Genomic DNA, 12,268 nt, shown 5'->3' on the forward strand with positions numbered 1-12,268 from the left:
ACTTACACTACCTTATATATCATTCACCACAAGTGATCAGGTCGGATAAAGTGTACTGATGGCCCCTACATAATTTGCGAGCAAAATTTCATGCAGCAGGTCCATTTTCAAAGAAAAAAAGCTACCCGAAGTAGGCGCTGTGAATACAGGGTGAACGGTTTAAGAAAATTCTGCTCGGTATAAGTTCACCCTCACGACAGTTAATCTTCACTTAAGCATTATTGCCTATAATAGATTGATACTGACTATATTGAGACTAATAATGCCTAGCATTGAGAAATTTAAAGAAGCGGAAAATAAAGCTGCTTATCTAATACAAGAAGAAATAGATACTGCATTTTATGGACAACTGTCTGCTCTCGCCAAAAAAGAAAGAGAAGATTTAGCCAAAGAAATTATTTGCCTTCGAGATAGTAATTTCCCTCAATTAATCAAAAAACTTAGTAAATTATGTTTTGGCGCCAAAGGAGAAGCATTTGTTAGAGGGGGAGCAGGTGACTTTTTAGGAAATATTTTAGCCGAGCTAGTAGCACAAGCTGAACTTCAAAAAGAAAAAAATGAACAGTTTGCTGTTCTCTTTCTTGAAAATAAACAACCCTCTTATCCACAATCTTATGTATTTGATGATGAAGTGAGTTATATTTTTTCTTTAATTTATGAAGTAGCTGAAGACTATCCAACCAGTTACAAAGAGAACCTGGCAAGTAATTTAGCCAATAAAACGTTAAATCCCTTGGTTATTGAGAAAATTTATGCAGAGAATAGAGATCTTGAGCTACAAGCATTGAATAAAAATCGTGAAAAACACCTTAATACGCAACGAGCATTACAAGAGGCTGTAAAGAACTCGTCAAAGTTAACCAGCTATTTTGAGCAACGGCTTCAAACTGCACCAAAATCCCTTGAAATGTACTATAAGGAAGAGAAAAGTATATCTCCTCAGCGCTATGAAAATGGTTTAGAAGCAATAAAAACCCATATCAAAACCTCAACCTGGGATTTAGGAGGAATTGGGTTCTTACGCGGGGGAGTTAACATTCAGATTGATAATAAATCAATAAGAGTTCCTCACCGTGTAGCTGAAATATACAAATTAATTGACGCCTTCGAAAAAAAGGTAGATCAAAATGAGCAAGATAAGTATGTACTTTACAATGGTATTCAAAAACTTTCTCGAGAAGCGCTTGATAACCCTCGTACTGGCCAGAAAGAATCTACTCGGACATTCTATCGTGATATTCTTCACGATAGTTATGTAGCTGCTGACCGACTTGAAAAGAAACTAACCGAAGACGAGTCTGCAAGTTTAATTAAATAATAGAATCCTGTAAGCCCATCCTCAATCAAGAATGGGTTTACAGGCATCTTCACAAAACGATAGATTACCTTCTACTTGAATAGTTGCGTGATGAATCTGATGTTTTTTGCGTAACATCTTAACCAATGCTAATCTTGCTTCATCACTCATTGGCGTATCTGGCATATATAAATGCACTGACAATGCATTCTCTTTAGTACTTAATGCCCATATATGTAGGTCATGTACTTCTTTAACACCCGGCTCAGCTTGCAATGAATCACGTACTTCCATCCAGGAAATGCCTCGAGGTACTGCATCGATTATTAAATGAAAGCTATCCGTAAATAACGACCAGGTACCTTTAAGAATTAGAAAGGCAATTAATAAACCAACCACCGGGTCAATCCATAACCAACCGGTGAAGTAGAGGATCGTCGCTGAAAGGACTACACCAACAGAGATTAGGGCATCATAGAGTAAATGCAGAAAGGCACCACGAATGTTTAAATCGTCTGTTCCACGCAAAAATAAAGCAGCAGTCGCCCCATTCACCAATATACCTATACTGGCAACGATAATGACAGAAACGGCATGAACTTCTGTGGGTGAAAACAATTTATACATTGCTTCGGTGGCAATAATACCGCAAGTAAATACCAACAAGACTCCGTTTGCCAGTGCCGCCAGAATAGAGGTTTTTTTCATACCATAGGTGGTATGGTTAGTGGGCAAGCGTTTTAATAATCCATTGGCTATCCAGGCCAAAATTAAACTAAGCACATCACCTAAATTATGCACAGCATCAGCCAACAAACTGGTCGAATTTGCAAGGTAGGCAAAAATCACCTGACAGATTACAAATAATCCATTGGCGATAATCGCAATTAAAAAAGCACTATTAAATTGTGAGATATTATGGTGGTGCGAATGACCATGTTCATGATCATGGTGATGACCGTGGTTACAGTCATCCTGCTCATTCTGATGAAAAATCATTCCGACTCCCGATTATCAGAAGACTGCGTTGCGTTGTTTTCATCATCACTATAGTAATTTATCCCTATTTTAATCCTTTCTCGCTCATTCTTTTTACGCCAAAGATTAGTATCACGTAACGAATAAACACAACCACAGTATTCTTGCTTGTAAAAATTTTCGCGTTTGGCAATCTGGTACATGCGCTCTGATCCACCGTTTTTTCGCCAATTATAAGTCCAGTAAACAATATTAGGATAACGGCTTGCCGCACGAATACCAGAATCATTAATTTGATTCATGTCTTTCCATCGCGAAATACCTAAAGAACTACTGATTACTGGAAATCCGTGTTCATAAGCGTATAAAGCCGTACGCTCAAATCGCATGTCAAAACATGCTGTGCAGCGTTTTCCTCGTTCAGGTTCCCACTCTAATCCTTTGATTCGGGTAAACCAATTATCTTTGTCGTAATCAGCATCAATAAAAGGAATATTATGCTTTTTAGCAAATTCTATGTTTTCCTGTTTTCGAATTTCATATTCTTGCACGGGATGAATATTGGGATTGTAAAAGAAAATGGAAAAATCAATTTTAGAAGCAAGCAAGGCCTCCATCACTTCACCAGAGCAAGGGGCGCAGCAAGAATGAAGTAATAATTTATCTGCACCCTCTGGTAATACTAACTGTTCCCGTTCAATCATGACTCTCTACTCGGTATGTTAATAAAATGTTGACGATAGTATTCAAGTTCGATAATCGAATCTTTAATATCATCAAGCGCTAAATGTTTAGACTCCTTGGTTACCCCATTGATTAACTTAGGATGCCAACGTTTAACCAATTCCTTTAAAGTACTCACATCCAGATTACGGTAATGAAAATAAGCCGCTAACTCAGGCATGTACTTGTATAAAAATCGTCTATCCTGACAAATACTATTGCCACACATTGGCGATTTGCCTTTATCCACATATTTTTTTAGAAACTCAATTGTTTTCTGCTCAGCTTGCGCTTCATCAATTGACGATTCTCTAACGCGCTTAACCAGTCCCGATTGATTATGTTGTTTCGTATTCCAATCATCCATTCCTGCAAGTAATGCCTCTTCTTGATGGATAGCAAATACTGGACCTTCTCCTAAAATTGTTAAGTGTGGATCTGTCACTATTGTTGCAATTTCTATAATGTGATCTTTTTCTGGATCAAGACCAGTCATTTCCAAATCAATCCAGATTAAGTTATCGTTGTTCTTCATATTTAAGTTCCAATTGTTCAGCACAAGCAACACGCTGTTGATGCAATGCTTTTTTAATCGCTTCCCCTTCATATCCCTGGGCTATAAATGTTTGCGCAGATATTTTCGCACATTCTTTCAATAAATGGCGCCAATTTTCGGCTTGTTTATACTCATTTTTTGCTGATCCTCGTCCTTTCGCATCGGCCTCGCACACAAGCAGTAGTTTTTCAAATAATTGAGGACGCCTAAACGCATCGGTTTGCTCAAGGACCTTAATTCTTGTCTGTGGCCTTAGCTCAAAAAAACGGTGGATATTTAAATGGAAGCGAGACACCGTTTCTGCAAACTTACGATAATCAGCTGGAATTCGCAAACGAGTGCATAAATTCCTGATAATCTCTACACCTTTTATTTCATGCTGAACTTGTCGTGGCCACTCGTTCATTGGCGTAGCTCCTTTTCCTAAATCATGAACAAGTGCCGCAAATCGTACCATTGGATCAGCGGATAGAGTGACCGCTTTTTCGAGTACCATTAGTGTATGCATGCCACTATCCACTTCGGGATGATATTTTTTATGGCCAGGTATTCCGAAAAGAACATCAAGTTCAGGCAAAATGACTTTGAGCGCCCCGCAAGCCCTTAGAGTACTAATGAATACTTCTGGATTTTTCTCTTCAAAACTTCGAAACCACTCTTGCCACACACGTTCAGCGACCAGATGATTTAACTCCCCGCGTTTTACCATCAGGTACATCAAAGCTCTTGTCTCATCAGCCAATTTAAATCCTAAATGATGATAGCGTGCGGCAAAGCGGGCAACTCGAAGGACACGTACTGGATCTTCAATAAAAGCAGGAGAAACATGTCTTAACAGTTTTTCTTTTAAATCAGTCTCGCCATTGTAAGGATCAATTAAATGGCCATTGGTATCCATGGCCATAGCATTAATGGTTAAATCCCTACGCAATAAATCATCTTCTAAAGAAACATTGGGATTAAAATCGCATTTGAAGCCATAGTATCCTGGGGCCGATTTACGCTCCATTCGAGCCAACGCATATTCTTCTTTTGTTTGAGGGTGTAAGAATACAGGGAAATCACGGCCAACTTGCTGATAGCCTAGTTGAAGCATTTGTTCGGGAGTTGCACCAACAACCACCCAATCACGCTCTTTTACTGGATAACCCAGTAATTGATCACGTACAGCTCCTCCAACCAGGTAAACTTTCATGAAACTTGTCGCCTTATAATTAGTATTTCTTGAACTCGATTTTATTGCTGATTAGTAGGAATTATAAAAGAGCTCCGCTTATATGGTAAAATTAAACAAAGAATCTTAAGACTTGTATAAGCCTTGGCAATTATAGACTATTTTTAAATCATGAGTAAAAGGCGAGTTAATAAACAGCAATCAGCACGTATTCAAAAAATACAGGCAAACTATCTTTCCAGCGCAGAAATCACTAATGAATCCTGCCTTACTGGCTTAGTGCTCACGCGATTTAGTCGCCATGCTGAAATTGAAGATAACTCAGGAAATCGCATTCATTGTTCAATTCGTCCCAATATTGATTCTTTGGTTGCCGGTGATCGTATCATTTGGCAACCCGAGGGTACTGGTCAAGGTGTTGTACTTAGTCGTTTTCCTCGAGATTCTATGTTAGGACGCCCTGATAAACGTGGAGACTTTAAACCAATTGCCGCTAATATCACCCAAATTATGGTGGTTGTTGCTGCCAAACCTGAATTATCTTGGCCTTTACTTGATAGTTATTTGGTCATGGCCGAATCTTTAAAATTAAAAATATGCATCGTTCTTAATAAAGTCGACTTGGCTTGTAAATCAATTCGCACGGACTTAGAAGCATTTTATGAGCCCTTGGGCTATACACTCTTATTTACCTGTCAGAATGATTCAGAATCTTATTTACGGTTACAAGAGGCATTGAATCATCATATCAGTGTCTTCGTCGGTCAATCCGGTGTGGGTAAATCTTCGTTGATTGCTGGCATCTTGCCGCATGAAGCCAATATTCAAACTGCTGAGATTTCGTTAATCTCTGAATTGGGTTGCCATACTACCCGCAACTCTCGGTTGTACCATCTTCCAAATGGAGGAGCGTTAATTGACTCACCTGGAGTGCGAGAATTAGGTTTATGGCATATGCCTTTGAATGAAATCGTTGATGGCTACCGCGAACTAAAGCACTACAGTAAGAATTGCAAATTTCGTAACTGTAATCACCATGATACACCTGGTTGTGCAATAATTTCGGCGTTAGAATCTGGCCAGATTCCTTTAAAACGCTATGACAATTTTCTTAAAATTACTACTCAATTTTTAAAATAACCGGGTTAGCCCTAATGTGACTGGCTCTGTGGACATAAGATCCTGGCCTGAATGCAGTATAGGGATAGATTTGGTAATAGACTCTAAATACTGCATCATTACCCCGTTACTTATAATCATGCTTTTAGTTTTTAACTGATTCACTATCTCAGAAATACTGAGTTCATTTGTGCCACTGGCAACTACCGTGGAAACATATTGTTCAAAGTATTCTTTGGCTTGATGATAGTTTGCTCCAAATTGCCCTGGGTTAGTGTCAAATATACCCTGCCGTTTTGTCTTACGCATAGCAATACTTGCCAAGCGCTGGGTCAGAAAACGAACAAATGTTGAATTCAAATCGCTACTATTTAAAGCCTGGTTATTTGATCTTAATGCTGAGAGCATTGAGTCGCGAGTTTTTAGCGGTAATCCCTTGTTGTTGAGTAATTTATTAAACTCAACATTAATTCGAACCCACTGCAAATACTGATTTTCCGACTGCATGCGTGTCTTCACTAATTGATCAAGAAATCCCTCGATCAATAGCCTTGATTTTTCATTAAATTTTTCAGCTAACGGGGTTAACACTGCTAATAAAATTTCAGGGTCAAAGTAAACCTGATTTTTAGGATCAAACATGGATTCATCTTTGATTGACTTTAACCAATCCAACGTGTCTTCATAGCGGGTAAAACTGGTAATAATATCTTTTTGCGCCAATGCTTTGGCAACGATATTCCGTATTCTATAGGTATAGATAAAACGAATTTTACTAAAATCTCCATTCTCTAAAGCATACTCTAATGCTTTAAAAAGCTCTTTGCCAGTGGCAGTAATGCTGTTTTTCTGATCCCAAAACTGTAGTGAAGTGCTTGTCCCAACCAGGTAGCTGAAATTATGGGTAATTAAGGCTACAAGAATGGTTAGAGCACGTCTAGTTGCTTCTTTATCATCAATATTGTCCCAATCACGAAAGACTCGTTGTGCGGAGCAAAGTCGCATTTCCTCAAGTGCTGCCAAGGAAATATTATGAATATCGGAGGTAAAGAGTGTATCAGGAGCATAGTCGCAAACTAATTTTAGAAAATACTGTGATGCCAGAGCAATACATTCACGTTGTTTTGGCGGTGCTATGACTACTTTAGGTTCTGTCACAACCTCTTGATGATTTGAGCTATTTCTTTCAATCATACTCTCTACTTTAGTGGAGTCTGGGTTGTCTGGACGACCTGTATTCTCATGTTCGAACTTTTTGGGAGTTTCGTTTAATTGAACTTCTTTAAGAATCTCATGAACACTTCGTTTTTGTCCTCGCCAAATAACAGTATGCGCATAAAGTCTAGCTAATTCATCACTCGGTAAATTATTTAGTACCTCAAAGAATTTAAAATAAGCCTCTTCAGCAATTCTTTCTTGATCTTTTGTGATGTTATGACCTAATCGCAAAGCATAAGGATTTAAAGTCCCATTGACTAAATCTTTGAGAGCCATAACTGTTGACCGTTTAATCGGCAAACATTCTTCTTCAGTAGCAATAAATTGTGCATAATATTCATAGAATTGTGACTCCGCGAACGGAAGACGCTCCAATTCTTTGCTAGTTAATGTACGAAATCGATTACCAGAAAAATGATAAAAGGTTCCATTTGATTGGTGTTGTCCTATACAATTAGGCAAATAAATCAACTCTTTTTCGTCTTCTGACAAAATAAAACGTGTCAATGGATAATTAGTTTGAATTTCTCGAGTAATAGGATCGATATCAAGAGTTAATGTTGGAATTAATAACTTATAATAATTTGGCTCAATATAACCAGCCCCAGCTAAATACTGAGCTAATCGAATCCATGAACGATTTTCCTCGTTTGATTTTCTCAAGTAGTCATTGGGTGTATCTTTAATCGATTGCCAACGCAATGCATAAAGTTTTCTTATTTCCAGAATAATTTCTTTAGAAATTGCCCCGTTAGGGATTACTCCAGTTGTAGAAATTTTAGCTATAAGCTCTTGAACTTTGGGTGTAATACCTACAACATTCGAATCAAGTTTTGCTAGAAGCTGACTTAAGTGCGTGACATCAAAATATTCTCCTACTTTTAATATTTTGTATACGGGTATTAAATTTTTACATTTACTCACTAACGTAGGATCATAGCGACAAAGCCATCGTGCTACGTCTGCAAGTTTTTCTTCTAGAGAACATGATTCCTCAAAGCAATCGAGTAAAACATCGACAAGATAATGATTATGTTCTTTGCCATAAATTTCTATCCCATAGAAATGATTGATATCTTCCAGTGGGCAGGTTTCTAAATCGATAATCAAGTTCTTCAGTTTTTTCTTAAATTCCTGCAAATCTTGATTGCTAGCTTTTGCACTAAAGTAGAGCTCGACTACTTCTAGTAATTGTGGCAATAAATGGTCCGGGCATTTTCCTTTCTGTTGCCAAGTCGGAGCAACACGTCGAATGATATAATCCCAAAAATTTGCATAAGTCTCGTTATGAATCTCTTTAGCTAACTCTTCCCCTTTTTTAGAGCGGATTCTAAACATTTCTCTTAATGTTAATGCTCTAGGTTTAATTTTCTTCAAGTCGTAGGTCGAAAATACGGCGGAAGGTTGTTGCAATCTTTCAAAAAGACCCTGAATTCTGTGCCAGGTTTTACCATCGTCAGATAAATAAATAGATCGAGGATCTTGATCCTGCTCTAAACGAGAAAATTTCTCCGGATCAATAGTACTGAGTTTTGGTATTAAGATCATTAAATAAGGTTTTTTAAGAGATTGTGCTAATTCTTTGGCGAGCAAAACCCAAGGAGCATTTTTTCCTCGAGGATCAAAAGTATAGTCATCCGGTTTATCCGCTATTGCATCCCAACGTTGAGCAAAACGCTCTTGAAGCCATTGAATTTCTTCTTCAGTAACAAGTGACTCTGAAGTTGGTAATGTTTTTGCAGCAGAGTCTAAACGAGAAGGAAATTTTTCTTGAAAAGCATGCAGTAATTCTTTGTCTACATTGTCTAAGCTATGTTTAATTTTTTTTATAGCTTCAATGAATTCATAAACTCGACTAACTAACATACTACTCTACTTCCTTGTAATGGTAATTAATTTTACTTTATTTACTTATAACTTACGAGAAGAATATTATTACAATATTGGCATATTTCAAGGGTTGTTAGCATACCACAAATTCTACAATTGAGAATGGTTCTTATTGATTTAGATGATGAAGCTTAGCGGATCACTATTAGTTACTTAGTGATCTCGACCCACTCAAGTGGATTGCCGGATTATATCATCTCAGTTGGAGTCAATGACCGGTATTTGCGAGTACTTGCAGTCATGTGTGAGAGTCTAGATTGAACTCTTAATGGATAATCAGATGCAATACTTCGCATTGTTCCCAAAACAACATTCAAACGATTCAAAAAGCACAAATAAAAAAAGCGGCACAAAGGCCGCTTTGGAATAAAGCCCTGGCAATGACCTACTTTCGCATGAGGACACCTCACACTATCATCGGCGCGGGTCTGTTTCACTTCTGAGTTCGAGATGGAGTCAGGTGGTTCCAGACCGCTATGGTCGCCAGGAAAACTGGTTATCCTAAACTGGGGTTGACAGGATTAACTGTCTTGCCAGTCAGGCTGGTAAAGAAGTAAGGGTAACACAAGTTGCCTTTCGGCTCTAATCTTTTGTTGCCATATTCCGAAGCAATTCAGGTTATATGGTCAAGACAATCAGCCAATTAGTACGAGTTAGCTTCACACATTACTGCGCTTCCACACCTCGCCTATCAACGTCGTAGTCTTCAACGGGCTTCATGGGAAAACTCATCTTGAGGGAGGCTTCCCGCTTAGATGCTTTCAGCGGTTATCCCGTCCGAACTTAGCTACCCGGCAATGCAACTGGCGTCACAACCGGTACACCAGAGGTTCGTCCACTCCGGTCCTCTCGTACTAGGAGCAGCTCCTCTCAATTTTCCTACGCCCACGGCAGATAGGGACCGAACTGTCTCACGACGTTCTAAACCCAGCTCGCGTACCACTTTAAATGGCGAACAGCCATACCCTTGGGACCTGCTTCAGCCCCAGGATGTGATGAGCCGACATCGAGGTGCCAAACACCGCCGTCGATATGAACTCTTGGGCGGTATCAGCCTGTTATCCCCGGAGTACCTTTTATCCGTTGAGCGATGGCCCTTCCATTCAGAACCACCGGATCACTAAGACCTACTTTCGTACCTGCTCGAGCCGTCACTCTCGCAGTCAAGCACCCTTTTGCCTTTACACTCTTGGTACGATGTCCGACCGTACCGAGGGTACCTTTGTGCTCCTCCGTTACTCTTTGGGAGGAGACCGCCCCAGTCAAACTACCCACCATACACTGTCCTCAACCAGGATTACTGGCCCAAGTTAGAACCTCAATAATAACAGGGTGGTATTTCAAGGTCGGCTCCATGCGAACTGGCGTCCGCACTTCATAGCCTCCCACCTATCCTACACAGTTATCATCAAAGTCCAGTGCAAAGCTGTAGTAAAGGTTCACGGGGTCTTTCCGTCTAGCCGCGGGTACACTGCATCTTCACAGCGATTTCAATTTCACTGAGTCTCGGGTGGAGACAGCGTGGCCATCGTTACGCCATTCGTGCAGGTCGGAACTTACCCGACAAGGAATTTCGCTACCTTAGGACCGTTATAGTTACGGCCGCCGTTTACCGGGGCTTCGATCAAGAGCTTCTCCGAAGATAACCCCATCAATTAACCTTCCGGCACCGGGCAGGCGTCACACCCTATACGTCTTCTTTCGAATTTGCAGAGTGCTGTGTTTTTAATAAACAGTCGCAGCCACCTGGTCTCTGCGGCCCTCACCAGCTTCGTTTAGCAAGTAAACTAACCAGCAAGGGCGTACCTTCTCCCGAAGTTACGGTACCATTTTGCCTAGTTCCTTCACCCGAGTTCTCTCAAGCGCCTTAGTATTCTCTACTTGTCCACCTGTGTCGGTTTGCGGTACGGTTCTCTATAAGTTATGGCTAGCAGCTTTTCCTGGAAGCTTGGCATCAATGACTTCCCTGCACCCCGTAGGGTCAGGACCACTCGGCACCTCTGCGTATCGAGAAACCGGATTTGCCAGGTCTCTCCGCCTACATGCCAGTACCGGGACTACCAACGCCCGGCTCACCTAGCCTTCTTCGTCCCCACATCACCACTTATAGAAAGTCCAGGAATATTAACCTGGTTCCCATCGACTACGCTCTTCAGCCTCGCCTTAGGGGCCGACTCACCCTGCTCCGATTAACGTCGTGCAGGAAACCTGGGACTTCCGGCGAGAGGGTTTTTCACCCTCTTTATCGTTACTCATGTCAGCATTCGCACTTCTGATACCTCCAGCCCACTTCTCAATGAACCTTCATCAGCCTACAGAACGCTCCCCTACCACGTGCACTTAGTGCACATCCGCAGCTTCGGTGTATAGTTTTAGCCCCGTTACATCTTCCGCGCAGGCCGACTCGACCAGTGAGCTATTACGCTTTCTTTAAAGGATGGCTGCTTCTAAGCCAACCTCCTGGCTGTCTATGCCTTCCCACATCGTTTCCCACTTAACTATAACTTCGGGACCTTAGCTGGCGGTCTGGGTTGTTTCCCTCTTCACGACGGACGTTAGCACCCGCCGTGTGTCTCCCGTGATTCAATTTGCCGGTATTCGGAGTTTGCATCGGTTTGGTAAGCCATGACAGCCCCCTAGCCGAAACAGTGCTCTACCCCCAGTAATCATTCACGAGGCGCTACCTAAATAGCTTTCGGGGAGAACCAGCTATCTCCGGGCTTGATTAGCCTTTCACTCCTAGCCACACGTCATCCGATAATTTTTCAACATTACCCGGTTCGGACCTCCAGTTGGTGTTACCCAACCTTCATCCTGCACATGGCTAGATCGCCCGGTTTCGGGTCTACTCACAGCGACTCTCGCCCTTTTAAGACTCGATTTCTCTACGGCTTCCTTATTCAGTTAACCTCGCCACTGAAAGTAACTCGCTGACCCATTATACAAAAGGTACGCAGTCACACAGCCTAAGCTATGCTCCCACTGCTTGTACGCAAACGGTTTCAGGTTCTATTTCACTCCCCTCTCCGGGGTTCTTTTCGCCTTTCCCTCACGGTACTGGTTCACTATCGGTCAGTAAGGAGTATTTAGCCTTGGATGATGGTCCACCCATCTTCAACCAGGATTTCACGTGTCCCGGCCTACTTGTTCGCATGCCTAGTTCTTCAATACTATGTCGTATACGGGACTTTCACCCCCTACGGTCAGCCTTCCCAAACTGTTCTACTTCTAGTATCGATAAATCATGCCAGGCTCTTCCCCGTTCGCTCGCCGCTACTTAGAGAATCTCAATTGATTTCTTTTCCTTCGGGTA

The 12,268-nt window shown here is 41.1% G+C and carries 7 protein-coding genes and 2 rRNA genes (1 of these 9 only partly in view); 2 read left to right on the forward strand and 7 right to left on the reverse strand.

The features are described 5' to 3' along the window. The first annotated feature begins 262 nt into the window (after nt 1–262). Nucleotides 263–1,318 carry a hypothetical protein gene (locus LHA_RS12900; RefSeq protein WP_045106907.1) on the forward strand — a complete coding sequence of 352 codons (1,056 nt, stop codon included), beginning with the start codon at nt 263–265 and terminating at the stop codon, nt 1,316–1,318. A gap of 21 nt (nt 1,319–1,339) precedes the next feature. On the opposite strand, the gene LHA_RS12905 is transcribed toward LHA_RS12900, so the two are convergent. The 4 genes from LHA_RS12905 to LHA_RS12920 are packed head-to-tail and all read right to left on the reverse strand — an operon-like array spanning nt 1,340 to nt 4,749. Further along, nucleotides 1,340–2,296, reverse strand: coding sequence for a cation diffusion facilitator family transporter (locus tag LHA_RS12905; protein WP_045106908.1), 957 nt, complete (start codon nt 2,294–2,296; stop codon nt 1,340–1,342). After that, complete coding sequence (locus LHA_RS12910) at nt 2,293–2,979, reverse strand: epoxyqueuosine reductase QueH (RefSeq protein ID WP_045106909.1); 687 nt, start codon at nt 2,977–2,979, stop codon at nt 2,293–2,295. The genes LHA_RS12905 and LHA_RS12910 overlap by 4 nt, the downstream gene beginning before the upstream one ends. Next, nucleotides 2,976–3,533 (reverse strand): oligoribonuclease, encoded by a 558-nt coding sequence (gene orn, locus LHA_RS12915; RefSeq protein ID WP_045106910.1) that lies wholly within the window; start codon nt 3,531–3,533, stop codon nt 2,976–2,978. Before orn ends, LHA_RS12910 begins: the two co-directional genes overlap by 4 nt. Continuing rightward, nucleotides 3,517–4,749, reverse strand: coding sequence for a multifunctional CCA addition/repair protein (locus LHA_RS12920; protein WP_045106911.1), 1,233 nt, complete (start codon nt 4,747–4,749; stop codon nt 3,517–3,519). Before LHA_RS12920 ends, orn begins: the two co-directional genes overlap by 17 nt. A 150-nt stretch (nt 4,750–4,899) precedes the next feature. Between LHA_RS12920 and rsgA the strand changes: the two genes are divergently transcribed. Continuing rightward, nucleotides 4,900–5,868: a ribosome small subunit-dependent GTPase A gene (rsgA, locus tag LHA_RS12925; RefSeq protein ID WP_045106912.1), complete on the forward strand. Its 969-nt coding sequence runs from the start codon at nt 4,900–4,902 to the stop codon at nt 5,866–5,868. Here rsgA and LHA_RS12930 read toward each other — a convergent pair. The 3 genes from LHA_RS12930 to LHA_RS12940 all read right to left on the reverse strand — a co-directional run. Then, entirely contained in the window at nt 5,860–8,931 is a 3,072-nt protein-coding gene (locus tag LHA_RS12930; RefSeq protein WP_045106913.1) for a hypothetical protein, read from the reverse strand. The genes rsgA and LHA_RS12930 overlap by 9 nt on opposite strands. Before the next feature lie 396 nt (nt 8,932–9,327). Then, nucleotides 9,328–9,443, reverse strand: a 5S ribosomal RNA gene (gene rrf / locus LHA_RS12935). A gap of 134 nt (nt 9,444–9,577) precedes the next feature. Continuing rightward, nucleotides 9,578–12,268, reverse strand: a 23S ribosomal RNA gene (locus LHA_RS12940); it runs 204 nt beyond the window's last position.

Origin of the sequence: Legionella hackeliae, from assembly GCF_000953655.1 — a bacterium.
In the GTDB taxonomy this organism is placed as follows: domain Bacteria; phylum Pseudomonadota; class Gammaproteobacteria; order Legionellales; family Legionellaceae; genus Tatlockia; species Tatlockia hackeliae.

Bases quoted from the DNA above. Each gene is read 5' to 3' on its own strand.
- LHA_RS12900 (WP_045106907.1), top strand. From the start codon at position 263: ATGCCTAGCATTGAGAAATTTAAAGAAGCGGAAAATAAAGCTGCTTAT.
- LHA_RS12905 (WP_045106908.1), bottom strand. From the start codon at position 2,296: ATGATTTTTCATCAGAATGAGCAGGATGACTGTAACCACGGTCATCAC.
- LHA_RS12910 (WP_045106909.1), bottom strand. From the start codon at position 2,979: ATGATTGAACGGGAACAGTTAGTATTACCAGAGGGTGCAGATAAATTA.
- orn (WP_045106910.1), bottom strand. From the start codon at position 3,533: ATGAAGAACAACGATAACTTAATCTGGATTGATTTGGAAATGACTGGT.
- LHA_RS12920 (WP_045106911.1), bottom strand. From the start codon at position 4,749: ATGAAAGTTTACCTGGTTGGAGGAGCTGTACGTGATCAATTACTGGGT.
- rsgA (WP_045106912.1), top strand. From the start codon at position 4,900: ATGAGTAAAAGGCGAGTTAATAAACAGCAATCAGCACGTATTCAAAAA.
- LHA_RS12930 (WP_045106913.1), bottom strand. From the start codon at position 8,931: ATGTTAGTTAGTCGAGTTTATGAATTCATTGAAGCTATAAAAAAAATT.